Source organism: Pseudomonas allii (assembly GCF_055380095.1).
The window spans coordinates 1,875,228-1,890,097 of sequence record NZ_AP039450.1 but is presented as its reverse complement, the minus strand read 5'-3'; the positions used below and the strand labels follow the sequence as shown (position 1 = coordinate 1,890,097).

At 60.5% G+C, this 14,870-nt stretch carries 18 protein-coding genes; 7 read left to right on the top strand and 11 right to left on the bottom strand.

The window, feature by feature from the left end:
• Positions 1-23: 23 nt before the first annotated feature.
• On the bottom strand, positions 24-596 hold the full coding sequence (locus tag ACZ445_RS08575) for an elongation factor P (protein ID WP_003172723.1): 573 nt from the start codon (positions 594-596) through the stop codon (positions 24-26).
• A gap of 49 nt (positions 597-645) precedes the next feature.
• Entirely contained in the window at positions 646-1,779 is a 1,134-nt protein-coding gene (gene earP / locus ACZ445_RS08570) for an elongation factor P maturation arginine rhamnosyltransferase EarP (RefSeq protein WP_058427969.1), read from the bottom strand.
• A gap of 132 nt (positions 1,780-1,911) precedes the next feature.
• Between earP and ACZ445_RS08565 the strand changes: the two genes are divergently transcribed.
• Positions 1,912-2,280 (top strand): hypothetical protein, encoded by a 369-nt coding sequence (locus ACZ445_RS08565; RefSeq protein WP_058427970.1) that lies wholly within the window; start codon positions 1,912-1,914, stop codon positions 2,278-2,280.
• Between the two features lie 5 nt (positions 2,281-2,285).
• On the top strand, positions 2,286-2,768 hold the full coding sequence (locus tag ACZ445_RS08560) for a GreA/GreB family elongation factor (RefSeq protein WP_058427997.1): 483 nt from the start codon (positions 2,286-2,288) through the stop codon (positions 2,766-2,768).
• Between the two features lie 9 nt (positions 2,769-2,777).
• Here the strand turns inward: ACZ445_RS08560 and cysB are convergent, their stop codons facing one another.
• From cysB to ACZ445_RS08535, 5 genes are all read right to left on the bottom strand, one after another.
• Positions 2,778-3,752 carry an HTH-type transcriptional regulator CysB gene (gene cysB / locus ACZ445_RS08555; protein WP_012722988.1) on the bottom strand — a complete coding sequence of 325 codons (975 nt, stop codon included), beginning with the start codon at positions 3,750-3,752 and terminating at the stop codon, positions 2,778-2,780.
• 103 nt (positions 3,753-3,855) lie between these two features.
• Entirely contained in the window at positions 3,856-4,356 is a 501-nt protein-coding gene (locus ACZ445_RS08550; RefSeq protein ID WP_071488527.1) for a universal stress protein, read from the bottom strand.
• A gap of 52 nt (positions 4,357-4,408) precedes the next feature.
• Positions 4,409-5,314 carry a 5'-nucleotidase gene (locus ACZ445_RS08545; protein ID WP_058427972.1) on the bottom strand — a complete coding sequence of 302 codons (906 nt, stop codon included), beginning with the start codon at positions 5,312-5,314 and terminating at the stop codon, positions 4,409-4,411.
• Positions 5,315-5,329: 15 nt separating this feature from the next.
• Positions 5,330-6,292: a putative 2-dehydropantoate 2-reductase gene (locus tag ACZ445_RS08540; RefSeq protein WP_058427973.1), complete on the bottom strand. Its 963-nt coding sequence runs from the start codon at positions 6,290-6,292 to the stop codon at positions 5,330-5,332.
• On the bottom strand, positions 6,289-6,675 hold the full coding sequence (locus tag ACZ445_RS08535) for a YbbN family protein (protein ID WP_464708209.1): 387 nt from the start codon (positions 6,673-6,675) through the stop codon (positions 6,289-6,291). Before ACZ445_RS08535 ends, ACZ445_RS08540 begins: the two co-directional genes overlap by 4 nt.
• On the opposite strand from ACZ445_RS08535, the gene ACZ445_RS08530 reads away from it, so the two are divergent.
• Both ACZ445_RS08530 and ACZ445_RS08525 read left to right on the top strand, forming a co-directional pair.
• Positions 6,674-7,108: a PilZ domain-containing protein gene (locus tag ACZ445_RS08530; protein ID WP_058427975.1), complete on the top strand. Its 435-nt coding sequence runs from the start codon at positions 6,674-6,676 to the stop codon at positions 7,106-7,108. The genes ACZ445_RS08535 and ACZ445_RS08530 overlap by 2 nt on opposite strands.
• A 131-nt stretch (positions 7,109-7,239) precedes the next feature.
• Positions 7,240-8,316 (top strand): 3-deoxy-7-phosphoheptulonate synthase, encoded by a 1,077-nt coding sequence (locus ACZ445_RS08525; protein ID WP_058427976.1) that lies wholly within the window; start codon positions 7,240-7,242, stop codon positions 8,314-8,316.
• Between the two features lie 66 nt (positions 8,317-8,382).
• Here the strand turns inward: ACZ445_RS08525 and ACZ445_RS08520 are convergent, their stop codons facing one another.
• Positions 8,383-8,664: a GNAT family N-acetyltransferase gene (locus ACZ445_RS08520; RefSeq protein WP_003189869.1), complete on the bottom strand. Its 282-nt coding sequence runs from the start codon at positions 8,662-8,664 to the stop codon at positions 8,383-8,385.
• Positions 8,665-9,275: 611 nt separating this feature from the next.
• On the opposite strand from ACZ445_RS08520, the gene oprI reads away from it, so the two are divergent.
• Positions 9,276-9,527 carry an outer membrane lipoprotei OprI gene (gene oprI, locus ACZ445_RS08515; protein WP_003172710.1) on the top strand — a complete coding sequence of 84 codons (252 nt, stop codon included), beginning with the start codon at positions 9,276-9,278 and terminating at the stop codon, positions 9,525-9,527.
• 134 nt (positions 9,528-9,661) lie between these two features.
• Here oprI and ACZ445_RS08510 read toward each other — a convergent pair whose 3' ends face one another.
• The 3 genes from ACZ445_RS08510 to ACZ445_RS08500 form a co-directional block, all read right to left on the bottom strand.
• The gene (locus tag ACZ445_RS08510; protein ID WP_058427977.1) at positions 9,662-10,630 is read right to left on the bottom strand and encodes a L,D-transpeptidase family protein; all 969 of its coding nucleotides are present in this window, start codon (positions 10,628-10,630) and stop codon (positions 9,662-9,664) included.
• Between the two features lie 72 nt (positions 10,631-10,702).
• Positions 10,703-10,996, bottom strand: a complete 294-nt coding sequence (locus tag ACZ445_RS08505) for a hypothetical protein (protein ID WP_010211879.1) — start codon at positions 10,994-10,996, stop codon at positions 10,703-10,705.
• A gap of 58 nt (positions 10,997-11,054) precedes the next feature.
• On the bottom strand, positions 11,055-11,660 hold the full coding sequence (locus tag ACZ445_RS08500; protein ID WP_058427978.1) for an arylesterase: 606 nt from the start codon (positions 11,658-11,660) through the stop codon (positions 11,055-11,057).
• A gap of 10 nt (positions 11,661-11,670) precedes the next feature.
• Between ACZ445_RS08500 and ACZ445_RS08495 the strand changes: the two genes are divergently transcribed.
• Together ACZ445_RS08495 and ACZ445_RS08490 are read left to right on the top strand one after the other, a co-directional pair.
• Positions 11,671-12,354: an ABC transporter ATP-binding protein gene (locus ACZ445_RS08495; protein WP_005786391.1), complete on the top strand. Its 684-nt coding sequence runs from the start codon at positions 11,671-11,673 to the stop codon at positions 12,352-12,354.
• Positions 12,354-14,864, top strand: coding sequence for an ABC transporter permease (locus ACZ445_RS08490; RefSeq protein ID WP_058427979.1), 2,511 nt, complete (start codon positions 12,354-12,356; stop codon positions 14,862-14,864). Before ACZ445_RS08495 ends, ACZ445_RS08490 begins: the two co-directional genes overlap by 1 nt.
• Positions 14,865-14,870: the final 6 nt, after the last annotated feature.

Genomic DNA, 14,870 nt, shown 5'->3' with positions numbered 1-14,870 from the left:
TTTTCGTAGCGGCGGGGCCAGAATTACTTCTTGGCGCGACCTTTGTACGAACCGCCTTCGCGGGTATCGATCTCGATCAGGTCGTCGATTTCGATGAAATCGGCCACTTGCAGTTCGGTACCGTTGCTCAGCTTGGCAGGCTTCATCACCTTGCCAGACGTGTCGCCGCGAGCGGAACCTTCGGTGTAGGCCACTTTACGCACGATGGTGGTCGGCAGCTCTACGGAAACCAGGCGTTCTTCGAAGAAAATAGCTTCGCAGACGTCTTCCATACCTTCTTCGATGAACGGCAGAACAGCTTCGATATCTTCAGCGTTCAGCTCGTACATGGTGTAGTCGGTGGTGTCCATGAACGTGTAGGTGTCGCCGCTGATGAAGGACAGGGTCGCTTCTTTGCGGTCGAGGATTACGTCGTCCAGTTTGTCATCGGCGCTGTAGACGATCTCGGTCTTGTAACCGGTCAGCAGGTTCTTCAGCTTGGTCTTCATGATGGCGCTGTTACGACCAGACTTGGTGAACTCAGCTTTCTGAACCAGCCAAGGGTCGTTTTCGAGACGGATCACTGTACCGGGTTTCAGTTCTTTACCAGTTTTCATTGCATATATCCGAAATTTGGATGGGATTTACAAAATTCAAGGTGGCGTATCATATCCAACTTTCATAAAACTTCACCAGCGCCGTCGCAAGATCGGCCCGCAAGCCCTGTTCCAGACACCACGTTTCGGCGTGCTGGCTGACCTCCGGCCAATGTTCCAGCAGCATTTTCCACGGCTGGACCATATCGCCCTCCGTGTTCCAGGCTTGCCAGAGCCCGATCAGCGCCGCCCTTGCCGAGGGTGATAAGCCTGCGGTGTACAGCTCCAGGAAGGCATCGAGTTTGTCGAGGTGAATATCTTCGTCCTGTCGATAGATATGCCACAGCAGCGGTCGCCCGGCCCACTGGGCGCGCACGAACGAGTCTTCACCGCGTACGGCATTGAAGTCACAGCACCACAGCAGGCGGTCGTATTGCTCCTGGCGCACGAACGCAATCACCTGCACCGTCAGCGATCCCCGCTGCTGGATATCCCCCGCCACCAGCCGCTCCAGGCCCAACCAACGCTGCACATCGCCAAGAATACGCCCCTCCGGCACCAATAGATGAGTGGCTCGCCCGTCCGTCGATAACACCTCCAGCCAACTGGCGAGCCCGGCATTTTCGTAGGCAAACAGTGAAATCAGCCGCGCACCGGCTGTGGGAAACACCCCCAAGGTTTGCAGGAAGTCTTGTTGCACGTTCACATCCTGCTGAAAAGCCCGACGCTGTTCCAGCAACCCGGCCTCACGCAAAAGGCCGCCGGTGCCGGGCCGGAATCCGGGGAAGAAGAAGTACTTCTGCACACCCTTGAACTTCACCGACGGCAGCCGGTGACAACCCACTACCCATTCCTCGGCGCTGAGGTAATCCAGGTTCATCCACACCGGCGTGCGTTCGCGCTCGGCCATGGCCTCCATATATTCAGGCGGCAACTGGCAAGCAAACGCGGCGATCACCACATCCGCCGCGGGCGCGCCCACCCACTCGGCCGGCCAATGACGCACTTCGACGCCTTCCTGCCATTGTTGACCGAGCTGCACATCAATCTCGGGGCACATGCGTTCAAATGCACGCAGGTCGTCGACCCACAAGCGCACATCACAGGCATGCTCCGCCACCAGTTGCCGGGCCAGGCGCCAGGTCACGCCGATGTCGCCGAAGTTGTCGACGACGCTGCAAAAAATATCCCAGCGGGCTTTCATTCCGGGCTCCAACGCTCAAAGGTTCGATTGTCCGCATAAATGCACGGATGCAGAAGGCTTGATCGCGATTATTCTGCACTGTGGCTGTGCGACAATCGCCGCCACGCCGTCAATGCCTGCCAGGAGGGCCTCATGTCTGATCGTCCGTTGTCGCTGTTCAAGCTCAGTGCCGCTATCGCGTTTGGCGTATGGCTGGGGTTTATCGCCATCGTGCTGACCACCTGGCTGGCGTCGCGCTACCTGTTCCCGCAGAGCCTGGCGCCAGTGGCCCAGGCGGTGCAGCAATTGGGCAAGCCTGCTGTGGCGGCGCCTGAACCGCCGAATCGCATGTTCGAGCAGTATCAGCAGAACCTGCAGAAACAGGAGCAGCAACAGAGCCTGGACCAGGCGCGCAACAACGCGCGCAACCTGTCCAACCCCAAATGCCAGTTCTGGCTGCAACAGGACCAGAACGCCCCCAACGAAAAGACCCGGGCCAATGTCCTGCAATTCTGCGATTGATGACCATGAATAAACACGCCGTCCACCTGCTGATCCTGGAAAAGCTAGGCGTCGACCTCGACATCGCCCAGCGCGCCGCGCAGACCGCCTACGAAACCGCGACGCACGAAGAAAACATCGCTGAAAACAAATACGACACCCTGGGGCTGGAGGCATCCTACCTGGCGGCCGGGCAAGCCAAACGCGTCGAGGAGATCAAGCAGGCGCTGGCGCTGTGCCAGAACCTGCCATTACGGGCTTACGATGATCAGCGCGGCATAGAAGTCGGCGCCCTGCTGGGCCTGGAAGACGAGAACGGTCGCCAGCAATGGCTGTTCCTGGCACCGGATGCGGCCGGGTTGAAGGTGGACGTGGTTGGACAACCGGTGACCGTCATCACCCCGCGCTCGCCACTGGGCAAAAGCCTGCTGGGCAAGTTCGAAGGCGATGAGGTGGAGATTCTGGTGGCAGGCGCCCGGCAACATTTTACGGTTACCGAGGCCAAATAAACTGCTGACTTAATGGACAGGTAATTCAACGCCGTCGAACAGTTCTTCCAGTTCCTGCTTGTTGTGGCACTGGATCGCCTTGGCCATGACTTCGCGGGTCAGGTGCGGCGCAAACTTCTCGATGAAATCGCACATGAAGCCACGCAGGAAGGTGCCACGACGGAAGCCGATCTTGGTCACGCTGGACTCGAACAGCTCGCTGGCATCGAGCACCACCAGGTCTTTGTCGAGGGCCGTGTCGACCGCCATCTTGGCGACGATGCCCACGCCCAGACCCAGGCGAACATAAGTCTTGATCACGTCGGCGTCGGCGGCAGTGAACACCACTTTCGGCGTAAGGCCACGATGACTGAAGGCTTCGTCGAGCTTGGAACGGCCGGTGAAACCGAACACGTAGGTCACGATCGGGTATTCGGCCAGGGCTTCCAGGGTCAGCTTCGGCAGCTTGGCCAAGGGGTGACCTTGCGGTACAACCACACAACGGTTCCAGCGGTAGCACGGCATCATCACCAGGTCGCCGAACAGCTCCAGGGCCTCGGTGGCAATGGCGAAATCGACGGTGCCGTCAGCGGCCATTTCGGCGATCTGCATCGGCGAACCCTGGTGCATGTGCAGGGCCACGTCCGGGTACTGCTTGATAAAATCGCGGATCACCGGCGGCAACGCATAACGCGCCTGGGTGTGGGTGGTGGCGATGGACAGGGTGCCTTTCTTCTCATTGGAGAATTCCTGGGCGATCTGCTTGATACTTTCGACTTTGCGCAGGATCTCGCCGGCGGTGGTGATGATGCGCTCACCGGCCGGGGTGACACGGGTGAGGTGCTTGCCGCTGCGCGCGAACACTTCGACGCCCAACTCGTCTTCGAGCAGGCGGATCTGCTTGCTGATACCGGGTTGCGAGGTGTAAAGGCTTTGAGCGGTAGCGGAAACGTTGAGGTCGTGGTGCGCCACTTCCCAGATGTAGCGCAGTTGTTGAAGCTTCATATGTGTCCCTCAAAGCAGATAGACGCCACGGGTATCAGCGACGGTATATAACTATATTAAAGGTTTGATGGATAAATCTAGAACTTTTTATCGTTTTCATCCATCACACGTCATCACTGCGTCGACGTTGCAACGAAGGCACCAGGTAGACCGGCACCGTAGACAGCTGCAGCACCCGTGCAGCGGTGCGACCCAACGGTGTGGCCGCCGCGGTTGCATGGCTGTGACTTCCTACGATCAACAGATCCACGGAAAGTTTGCGCAGTTGGTCGAGTATCACCTCGCAGGGATCCCCCTGGATCACCCGTACCGAGCGAATCAACTTCAGGTCTTGCTCCCCGTCCTCCAACTCCTCGCGAAAACTGTCCAGCACCCGCTGTTCGATCGTCGCCATGACCGTGGTCAGCCCCTGGCTTTGCCATTCACTCAGGGCCTTCTCATCAAGGTAGCTCTGCAACACCGATTCGGCGAACAGGCCGATGGGCTCGACCACATGAATCACATACAGGTCCGCCTTGAACGTTCGGGCCAGCGCCAGCGCATGTTGCATCACATAAGGCGCATACAGACCGAGGTCCGTGGCGTACAGCATCGAACGGATCATAGAACCTCCTGGACTGCCAGGATGGCGGAGATGAAATCAGCTTAGCAGCGCCCTAGATCTTCACCTCATTACTGATGCCATGGGGCACATGCCCGGTGGCGACAAATTCCATGGCTTTCTCGCAATGCCCGGCCTGGTCATCAAAAAACACATCGGCGGCAAACGCTTCCAGGAACGCGGATTTTTCCAGGCCGCCGAGGAACAGCGACTCATCCAGGCGGATATCCCACTCACGCAAGGTGCGAATCACCCGCTCATGGGACGGCGCCGAACGCGCGGTGACCAAGGCGGTGCGGATCGGGCAGGCCTCATCGGGAAACTCGCGCTGCAACAAGTTGAGTGCCGCCAGAAAACCCTTGAAAGGGCCGCCGTGCAACGGTTGGCGCGCCGCCTCCCGCTCATTGGCCTGGAACGCGGCCAGGCCACCGGCCTGGTACACACGCTCGGACTCATCGGAAAACAGCACAGCGTCGCCGTCGAAGGCAATGCGCAGTTCTTCGCTGGAAGCGCGGTTCGGGCCGCCCGACAGAATTGTCGCCGCCGCGAACCCTGCATCGAGGGCACTGCGCACATCCTCGGCATGGGTTGAAAGAAACAGATGGCAGCCAAATGCCGCCAAATAAGGATAAGGACTACGCCCGCCTACGAAAGCAGCGCGGGAAATATCCAGGCCGTAATGCTGGATCGAATTGAACACGCGCAAGCCGGTGTCAGCGCTGTTACGCGACACCAGTACCACTTCAACCCGCGCACGGCCCAGGCTGGCGTTCAGGCTCAGCAGTTTCTCGACCAGCGGGAACGCATCGCCGGGTTCGAGGATTTCCTCCTCGTGCTCGATCTGGTACTTGCGGTACGCCTCGACGCCTTGGGCGAGGTAGATCTTGTGGCTGTCGCTGAGGTCGAACAGTGCCCGCGACGAAATCGCCAGCACCAGTTTGTCGCCCAATCCCTTTGCCATGGTGTGTCCCCCTGCTCAGCGGTTACGCCGATCAATAAAACTCAAGGCCTGATACAGCGCCTGCATCCGTGGCAGCTCACAGCCGGCAGCCCTGGCCGCAGCAAGTGGGCGGGCGTAGATCGCCGCCAGTTCCAGCGGGCGTTTGTGCACGTGGTCGTGGTACATGCTCGGCAGGTAGTCGTCCATGGTTTCGGTCATGGTGAACATCTGCTCGGCGTAGCTTTGGGGAATATCATGACCGCAGGCGTGGGCGCCCTGCACCACTTCGGCCATCAGCGCCTGGATCAGTTCGCGGCTGGATTCGTCTGCCATCATTGCTGTGGTCCCCGCGCCCAATAACACGGACAGGCCGTTGTAGGGCACGTTCCACACCAGCTTGTGCCAGCGTGCCAGATGCACATTGGCCATGGCCTGGGACTCGATACCGGCCTGGTGAAACAACGCGGCGCCCGCTTCAACAATCGCCTTCTGGAGGGCGTCATCATTGGCCGCCGTGCCACTGTGATACCCCAGGTTGACCCGCCCCAACGCCTGGTGCTCGATAACGCCCGGACCAGAACGGTGCACGCCGATATAACACAGGCCACCCAGCAAGTGCAGAGACGCCGGCAAGTGTTCACGCAGGCTGTCTTCCACATCGAGGCCGTTTTGCAGCAACACCACCTTGGCATCCGGCGCCGCCACCTGGGCGAGGGTCGGGGCCAATTCGACGTTGCCGGTCGACTTGGTGCCCACCAGCAGCCAGTCGCATGGCGGCATATCTGCAGCGCGGGCATAAGCCTGCACGGGATGCAGATGCAATACGCCGTACACAGTGCTGTTCAAGTGCAGGCCGTGCTCGCTGACCGCCGCGTATTCACTGCGCAACAGAAAGTGCACATCAAAACCGGCACGCGCCAGCATCAAACCGTAGAAACCACCGATGGCACCGGTGCCGATGATGCCAATGCGCGGTGGCTGGGGTGTAACTGCTGTCATGGCAAATCCTCAGGTGGGCGGGTGAGTGCCTGTTTTACGGCATCGAAAACGTCGTCACGCGTAAGACGTGTCTGTAACTGCCCGAGGAATTGACCCTCGCACACCACGAACAGCGCCGGCAAATGAAAGATCTGGTAGCGTTCGACCGCACCACCGTTGTGCCCGGCGTCCACCCAGCACAGCCGGTCCACCGGTAACGGCCAGCCCGGCACTTGCTGGCGTGCCCAGCGGCAACTGGAACACCCTGCGCTGGTAAAGATGAGTAGAGAAATACCTGGCAATCCCAGCAATTGCTGGTCAATATCCAGGTCGGTCAATTCCAGTTCCTTCACTATACTGCTGCCACCGCCGTCAATTGGACGGTGCTCGGAGTCCGTGTACATGGGTCGTTTTTTACCTCACCCTGATGATGTCGCTGTCGAGTTAATCCAACGTCCCTCTCCCGCCATACCCCGCCAACGCCTGCACACTATCGGCCTGGGCGGCATCGCCTGCCATTGGCCACGCGCCTGGCGCGAAGGCACGGCGGTTGATCTGCACATCCCCTCCCTGGGTGCCAGCGCACGTTATCCAGGCTATGTGGCGTGGTGCCGCAAGGTGGAAAACGGCTACCGCGTCGGTGTCTCGTTTACCGATGAACATGCGTTATTCGGTGCCCGCATGGGTGAGCAAGCATGCCGGATAGAGCGCTACTGCCGCCAGCACGAAGACACCGAGCCGACACCCCAGCAACTCGAAGCCCTGGCCCGTGAGTGGGTATCGCGTCATGCCAGCGAGTTCTCCCATGAGGCCTTTGTGGCGCCAGCACTGGATTAAAGCGGGCTTTGCCCATTGTCGCGGGCCGGTGTTACGCGCTAAGGTTCCTCCCCCCTGCATTCAAATCATGCTGTGCTCCGCCGCACGGGGATGGCTGGCGGCCGGCACCCGTGACCCTGACGAGTAACACGATGGCTGATTTACCGATCAATGACCTAAACGTTGAATCCAACGAGACCCTGATCACACCCGATCAGCTCAAGCGCGAAATCCCTTTGAGCGACGCTGCCCTGCAGACCGTCACCAAGGGCCGCGAAGTCATCCGTGACATTCTCGATGGCACCGACCACCGCCTGTTCGTCGTCATCGGGCCTTGCTCGATCCACGATCTCAAGGCTGCCCACGAGTACGCCGAGCGCCTCAAGGTGTTGGCGGCGGAAGTGTCCGACACCCTGTACCTGGTGATGCGCGTCTATTTCGAAAAACCGCGCACCACGGTCGGCTGGAAAGGCTTGATCAACGACCCGTACCTGGACGACTCGTTCAAGATCCAGGACGGCCTGCACATTGGTCGCAAGTTGCTGCTGGACCTGGCCGAGATGGGTCTGCCCACCGCCACCGAAGCCCTGGACCCGATCTCCCCGCAGTACCTGCAGGACCTTATCAGCTGGTCGGCCATCGGCGCACGCACCACTGAATCCCAGACGCACCGTGAAATGGCGTCCGGCCTGTCCTCGGCCGTGGGTTTCAAGAACGGCACCGACGGCGGCCTGACGGTGGCGATCAACGCGCTGCAATCGGTTTCCAGCCCGCACCGTTTCCTGGGTATCAACCAGGAAGGTGGCGTATCCATCGTCACCACCAAGGGCAATGCCTACGGCCACGTGGTACTGCGCGGCGGCAACGGCAAGCCCAACTACGACTCGGTCAGCGTTGCGCTGTGCGAGCAGGCATTGAACAAGGCCAAGATCAAGCCGAACATCATGGTCGACTGCAGCCACGCCAACTCCAACAAGGACCCGGCCCTGCAGCCACTGGTGATGGAAAACGTCGCCAACCAGATTCTCGAAGGCAACCAGTCGATCATCGGGCTGATGGTCGAAAGCCACCTGAACTGGGGTTGCCAAGCGATTCCAAAAGATCTGGCCGACTTGCAGTACGGCGTGTCGATCACCGATGCGTGCATTGACTGGGCCGCCACCGAAAATACCCTGCGCAGCATGCACGCAAAGCTCAAGGACGTGCTGCCTAAGCGCAAACGCACCTGAGTCTGTATAGAGCGCACACAAAAACGCCGGGCTGAGCCCGGCGTTTTTCATGCTGCTGTTTGTGCCTTACAACTTCGCGGCATGGCGCTGGTGGCGCTCCATGTAGCGTTCGACATAGGAGCAGGACGGGATCACCGTGTAGCCCGCCTCTTCGGCAAACTTCAAGGCTTCCTCGGTCAGTGCCGCCGCGATACCACGGCCCCGCAGTGCGTTGGGCACGAAGGTCCGATAGATATCCAGGGTCTGTTTGCCGAGGTCCATATAGGTCAGATAGGCACGATGACCGTCCACATTGGTCTCGAACTGATGACCAGCCTGGTCATGGTGGATGGACAACGCCTCGCTCATCACTACTCCTCGCGGGTCTTGGTTTCTGACCCCTACCTTACCGATGTTTTTCCGGCGAAGGAACATCTACGCCACCCCGTGCCGGTTTCGACAACGAGAAAACCCTGAGCGCTCACACCTGCACGTAGGGAATAGTAGGCACCAATCCTGCAATTGCTCAAGGCGCACTCGTCATCCCCTGCCACGGGTGGATATAGAAAGGGCTTCGATCTACCGATGATCGAAAGCCTGAACATTGCCGGCAGTTGAACCTTGAGACGAACAGGCGCTCTTAAAGTCACCTCTACATGCGCAAAAGATACCGGGCAACGCGAAGCCATGCTGAACGTAAGTGTCAGCGTGGATATATAAAATTTCATCTGTTTACAGGGCTTAACACATGCGGGCCGGCCCTTTCAGCCTGGGTCCGATGTACGCCTGATTGAAAAAAACTGGACGCTTTTTATACAAACCTCCAAAAGATTAGCCAAAATAGATTCGGCACGAGAATTTTTTTTGCTTCTTGCGCTACGTCAGTTTACTTACTACAAGTAATGGGTAGTATGTACGCCGGCTATTAGCTCACTCTGAGAAACTAGCCACCTAATAGAAAGTCCTTGAAGGGGAACACGATGAACAACGTTCTGAAATTCTCTGCTCTGGCTCTGGCCGCAGTTCTGGCTACCGGTTGCAGCAGCGTCTCCAAAGAAACCGAAGCTCGTCTGACTGCAACTGAAGACGCAGCAGCTCGCTCCCAGGCCCGTGCAGACGAAGCCTACCGTAAAGCTGATGAAGCTCTGGCTGCTGCTCAAAAAGCACAACAGACTGCTGACGAAGCTAACGAGCGCGCTCTGCGTATGCTTGAAAAAGCTAGCCGCAAGTAATAATCCCTCGGGGTTGTTATCAAGCCGATCCATTTATGGGTCGGCTTTTTTATTGCCTGGGGTTTGCGCCTGAATCACGGGCAATAAAAAGCCCGCCGTGGCGAAAGGCCTCGGCGGGCTTTTGATCCAGCCTCTTATTGCTGCAGATCGATCGGCGCGCTGGCTGCGATCGAAGCTGCGCCGGGCACACCGATTTCCGTCGGCAAACCATCTTCCGCCGCGACCACGTCACGCACCTGGTCCCAGTTGACCCGCAGGTTGTTGGCCAGGTCTTCGCGCTTGAGCAAGGCGTTGATCACCGCAGTGTGCTTGTCGACCACCGACGGCGTACCGTCATCATTCAACGGCGTATGCGCCTCAAGGTACACCTTGCCGCCGCTGCTGCCGAACTTGTAGGCATCGTTGATGATGCGCACCGATGTCCCCACCGGCACCATGCCGGCCATCTCTAGCACATTGTTGTTGAACATGCGGAAGCAGCCGTGACTTGTACGCGTGCCGATACCAAATTTCATGTTGGAACCGTGGATCAGGTAACCCGGCGTGCCCAGGGTGAACTTGAACGGGCCCAACGGGTTGTCCGGGCCGGCCGGCACCACGTTGGGCAGCGGGTCGCCATTGGCGGCGTGCTCGGCCTTGATCGAGGCCGGTGGGGTCCAGGTCGGGTTGGGTGTCTTGGCAATGATGCTGGTATGGGCAATCGGCGAGCCCCAGCCTTCACGGCCGATCCCCAACGGGAAGGTGTAAACCACGTTCTGGCCCTTGGGGTAGTAATAGAGCCGGTATTCCGCCAGGTTGATCACGATACCCTCGCGCGGCCCCGGCGGCAGGATGAAACGCGTGGGCAATACGATCTCGGTACCCGCGCCCGGCAACCAGGCATCCACACCCGGGTTGGCCGCGACCATCTCCGAGTAGCCCAAGTCATAGGTGGTGCCCAGGTCGGCGAAGGTGTCTTCGTACTTGGCCTTGATCACCTGGACCTGGCCGACGATGTCTTCACCCGGTGGAGGCAAGGGCAACTGCAAAGCTGACGCAGAACCAGCCGCACAGAGTGCAGCGAGAGACAGGCAGCAGGTGACGACGGAAAGGCGCGACAACATCCGGTAAATCCTTCGCAGACGACGGGTAGGTAAACATCGATTGTATACGTGAAGCGCGCTTCTAGCTGCCCCCTACAACTCGAAACGCAGCTCCGGCCAGATCGGCGGCGTGCCGCGCTTCTGCGACTCCAGGATGGCACGGCACAGCGGGCACAGGCGCTGGTCCTGGAAAATCGAACGATCGACCCGCGACCAACGCGGTTGCGCCGGCAATAACGTGCCGCACAGCGTGCGGTCGATAGAGCCGCCCAGTTCCAGTTGACGCGCCACCAGATGCACCCGCACTTCCTGGCAGGCGAACAGATCCAGCTGCTCGTCCGGCTCGATCAGTTGGTAGTTAAACAGGGACCAGGCAGGACGCGACATCAGGGGCTCCAAATCGGGGGGGCGCCACCTTAGCCGAAAGCCTGCCGGTAGAAAAGCGTCATAGCAGCGGTTTTAGCGTCGGCCAGACATTTTCCAGCAACTTGCCCTGGGCACCGACTGCCGGGTGAAGCTGATCGGCCTGCATCAGCTCAGGGTGACCGCCCACGCCATCGAGGAAAAACGGCACCAGCGGGACATCTTTTTGCTTGGCCAGCACGCCATAGACTTCAGCAAACGCGGTGGTGTATCGCGGGCCATAATTGGGGGGCAACTGCATCCCCAACAACAACACCTTGGCGCCACCGGCCTTGGACTGGTCAATCATTGATGCAAGATTTTGTTGCAATTGCGCAGGCGGTTGCCCGCGCAGGCCATCATTGCCCCCCAACTCAATCACCACCACATCCGGCTTGTGCTCTGCAAGCGCCGCCGGCAGCCGCGCCAGGCCTCCGGCACTGGTGTCGCCACTGATGGAGGCATTGACCACTTTATCGTCGAAACCTTCCTGCTTGAGCCGTTGCTGGAGCAGGGCCACCCACCCTTTGCTGGTATCCAGGCCGAAACCGGCACTGATACTATCGCCAACGATCAGGACTGTACCCGCCGCTGCGTTCTGGGCCATGCACATCAAGGCCAGGCCAGCACTCAAAAACCACATTCGCATCGGATTCTCCATGGGCGCAAGCATTCTCACCGCGCGGAACCTTAGCAAAGTGGTTCCCAGCGCGGAAGGTGAACTGACTATCCTGCACGAACTGAGCCTGGAACTGAACAAGGGCGATAGCCTGGCTATCGTCGGAAGCTCCGGTTCCGGCAAATCCACCCTCCTCGGCCTGCTGGCCGGCCTCGACCTGCCCAGCAGCGGCGAAGTCACCCTCGCCGGGCAAGCCCTCAGTACCCTCGATGAAGACCAGCGCGCACGCATCCGTGCCGAGCATGTGGGTTTTGTATTCCAATCCTTCCAACTGCTCGACAGCCTCAACGCCCTGGAAAACGTCATGCTGCCGCTGGAACTGGACGGCCGCAAAGACGCCCGCGAACGCGCCAGGCACCTGCTGGAGCGAGTAGGCCTGGGCCAACGCCTGACCCACTCCCCACGCCAACTCTCCGGTGGCGAACAGCAACGGGTGGCGATTGCCCGCGCCTTTGCCGCCGAACCGGACGTGCTGTTTGCCGATGAACCCACCGGCAACCTCGACAGCCACACTGGCGAGCGCATCAGCGACCTGCTGTTCGAACTCAACAAGGAGAGCGGCACGACCCTGGTGCTGGTCACCCACGACGAGCGCCTGGCCCACCGTTGCCGACGCCTGATCCGCCTTGAAGCCGGCCTGATGGTCGCGCCCCTGGAGCCTTGATGGCACGTTTGCCGCTGTTGCGCCTGTTCAGCCTGGCCATGCGCCAATTAATGCGCGATGCCCGCGCCGGTGAATTGCGCGTGTTGTTCTTCGCCCTGTTGGTGGCAGTCGCCGCCAGCACAGCCATCGGTTACTTCGGTGCACGCCTCAACGGCGCCATGCTACTGCGCGCCACCGAATTCCTCGGCGCCGACCTGGTGCTTGAAGGCAGTTCGCCAGCCCGCCCCGAGCAAATCCGGTCCGGCACCGAACTGGGCCTGGATCACGCCCGCGTCGTGGAGTTCTCCAGCGTCATCGCCACCGATAACGGCATCCAGCTTTCCAGCATCAAGGCGGTCAACGGGCAGTACCCGTTGCGCGGCGAACTGAAAAGCGCAGCCGCGCCTTTTGGCGATGAAACCCCAGGGGGTGGCCCGAAACCCGGTGAAGCGTGGGTGGAAGCGCGGCTGCTGACGGCGCTGGACCTCAAGGTCGGCGACAGCATCGATGTGGGCATGAAGACCCTGCGCCTGGCCCGCGTGCTCACCTATGAGCCGGACCGCGCCGGCAACTTCTACAGCCTCACGCCCAGGGTGATGATCAACCTGGCGGACCTTGACGCCACCGGTGTGGTGCAGCCCGGCAGCCGCGTCAGCTACCGCGAACTGTGGCGCGGGCCGCAGGGCAGCACCGTGTTGCAGACCTATCGCGACCTGATCAAGCCGGGGCTCGCCGCCAACCAGCGCCTGCAGGATTCACGGGACGGCAACCAGCAGATCGGCGGCGCCCTGGGCAAGGCAGAACGCTACCTGAACATGGCCAGCCTGGTCGCCGTGTTGCTGGCGGGTGTGGCGGTGGCGTTGTCGGCCAATCGCTTCGCCACTCGACGTTTTGACGCCAGTGCATTGCTGCGCTGCCTGGGCTTGTCACGACGTGAAGCCATGTTGCTGTTCAGCCTGCAACTGAGCGTCCTGGGGCTTTTCGCCAGCCTGGTCGGCGCCCTGCTCGGTTGGCTGGCGCAGTTTGGCCTGTTCTACTTTCTCCACGACCTGTTGCCGGCGGACGTACCACCCGGCGGGCTGCTACCGGCGGTTGCCGGGATCGGCACCGGGTTGGTCGCCCTCGCCGGTTTCGCCCTGCCGCCGTTGGCCGCATTGGGTCGAGTGCCACCGCTGCGGGTGTTGCGCCGTGACCTGCTGCCGATCCCTTCCAGCACCTGGATGGTCTACGGCGCGGCACTGTTCGCCTTGGGCCTGATCATGTGGCGCCTGAGCCTCGACCTGGTGCTGACCTTCACCCTGCTCGGTGGCGGAGTGGTGGCTGCGCTGGTACTCGGCGGCCTGCTCCTGCTGTTGCTGCAAAGCCTGCGCCGCCTGCTGGCCCGTGCCTCCCTGCCTTGGCGCCTGGGCCTGGGCCAGTTGCTGCGCCACCCTCTGGCGGCGGCCGGTCAATCCCTGGCGTTTGGCTTGATCCTGCTGTCCATGGGTTTGATCGCACTGTTGCGCGGCGAGCTACTCGACACCTGGCAAAACCAGCTGCCCAAGGATGCACCGAACTATTTCGCCTTGAACATCCTGCCGACCGACAAGGATGCCTTTGGCACCCGTCTGCTGGAACTGCAGGCGCAATCCGCACCGCTGTACCCGGTGGTGCCGGGGCGCCTGATCAGTATCAATGGCGAACCGGTACAGGAAATCGTCAGCAAGGACTCCAGCGGCGACCGTGCGGTGCAACGCGACCTGAGCCTGACCTGGGCCGCCGACCTGCCACCAGGCAACGCCCTGACGGCGGGCTCGTGGTGGTCGGCGCAACCTACCGATGAAATCCCGGGTGTCTCGGTAGAAGCCAAGGTAGCGGAGAGCCTCAAGCTCAAGCTCGACGACCACTTGGTATTCACCGTGGGCGGAGAGAATCGAGAAGTGCGGGTCACCAGCCTGCGCACGATCAACTGGGATAACTTCCAGCCCAACTTCTTCATGATTTTCCAACCGGGAACCTTGAAGGACCTGCCGGCCACCTACCTGACCAGCTTCTATCTGGCGCCCGGGCATGACCAGCAGATCGTCGATCTGTCCCGCGCGTTCCCGGCAGTGACCATCCTGCAAGTCGAGGCGCTGCTGGAGCAGTTGCGCAGCATTCTCGCCCAAGTGACTCTCGCAGTGGAGTATGTACTGCTGTTTGTGCTGGCGGCGGGGATGGCGGTGTTGTTCTCCGGCCTGCAAGCCACTCTGGACGAACGTATCCGCCAGGGCGCGCTGTTGCGCGCACTGGGCGCCGAACGCAAGCTGCTGGTCAAGGCCAGGCGTATCGAGTTCGGTTTGCTGGGTGCCGTCAGTGGGTTGCTGGCGGCGCTGGGCACGGAGCTGGTGACGTTCGTGCTGTACCGCTACGCATTTGACCTGGCCTGGCACCCTCACCCGTGGCTGTTGCTGCTACCAGTGATCGGTGCCGTGCTGATCGGCGGTGCCGGTGTGTTCGGCACCCGCCGCGCGCTGAATGCCAGCCCGCTGACGGTGTTGCGCGAAGGTTGAAACGCG

Coding starts and splice junctions, on each gene's coding strand:
- ACZ445_RS08510 (WP_058427977.1), bottom strand. CDS start 10,630: ATGTTGTCGCGCCTTTCCGTCGTCACCTGCTGCCTGTCTCTCGCTGCA.
- oprI (WP_003172710.1), top strand. CDS start 9,276: ATGAACAACGTTCTGAAATTCTCTGCTCTGGCTCTGGCCGCAGTTCTG.
- ACZ445_RS08530 (WP_058427975.1), top strand. CDS start 6,674: ATGGGTCGTTTTTTACCTCACCCTGATGATGTCGCTGTCGAGTTAATC.
- ACZ445_RS08545 (WP_058427972.1), bottom strand. CDS start 5,314: ATGGCAAAGGGATTGGGCGACAAACTGGTGCTGGCGATTTCGTCGCGG.
- ACZ445_RS08495 (WP_005786391.1), top strand. CDS start 11,671: ATGGGCGCAAGCATTCTCACCGCGCGGAACCTTAGCAAAGTGGTTCCC.
- ACZ445_RS08560 (WP_058427997.1), top strand. CDS start 2,286: ATGAATAAACACGCCGTCCACCTGCTGATCCTGGAAAAGCTAGGCGTC.
- cysB (WP_012722988.1), bottom strand. CDS start 3,752: ATGAAGCTTCAACAACTGCGCTACATCTGGGAAGTGGCGCACCACGAC.
- earP (WP_058427969.1), bottom strand. CDS start 1,779: ATGAAAGCCCGCTGGGATATTTTTTGCAGCGTCGTCGACAACTTCGGC.
- ACZ445_RS08500 (WP_058427978.1), bottom strand. CDS start 11,660: ATGCGAATGTGGTTTTTGAGTGCTGGCCTGGCCTTGATGTGCATGGCC.
- ACZ445_RS08575 (WP_003172723.1), bottom strand. CDS start 596: ATGAAAACTGGTAAAGAACTGAAACCCGGTACAGTGATCCGTCTCGAA.
- ACZ445_RS08550 (WP_071488527.1), bottom strand. CDS start 4,356: ATGATCCGTTCGATGCTGTACGCCACGGACCTCGGTCTGTATGCGCCT.
- ACZ445_RS08520 (WP_003189869.1), bottom strand. CDS start 8,664: ATGAGCGAGGCGTTGTCCATCCACCATGACCAGGCTGGTCATCAGTTC.
- ACZ445_RS08540 (WP_058427973.1), bottom strand. CDS start 6,292: ATGACAGCAGTTACACCCCAGCCACCGCGCATTGGCATCATCGGCACC.
- ACZ445_RS08525 (WP_058427976.1), top strand. CDS start 7,240: ATGGCTGATTTACCGATCAATGACCTAAACGTTGAATCCAACGAGACC.
- ACZ445_RS08490 (WP_058427979.1), top strand. CDS start 12,354: ATGGCACGTTTGCCGCTGTTGCGCCTGTTCAGCCTGGCCATGCGCCAA.
- ACZ445_RS08535 (WP_464708209.1), bottom strand. CDS start 6,675: ATGTACACGGACTCCGAGCACCGTCCAATTGACGGCGGTGGCAGCAGT.
- ACZ445_RS08505 (WP_010211879.1), bottom strand. CDS start 10,996: ATGTCGCGTCCTGCCTGGTCCCTGTTTAACTACCAACTGATCGAGCCG.
- ACZ445_RS08565 (WP_058427970.1), top strand. CDS start 1,912: ATGTCTGATCGTCCGTTGTCGCTGTTCAAGCTCAGTGCCGCTATCGCG.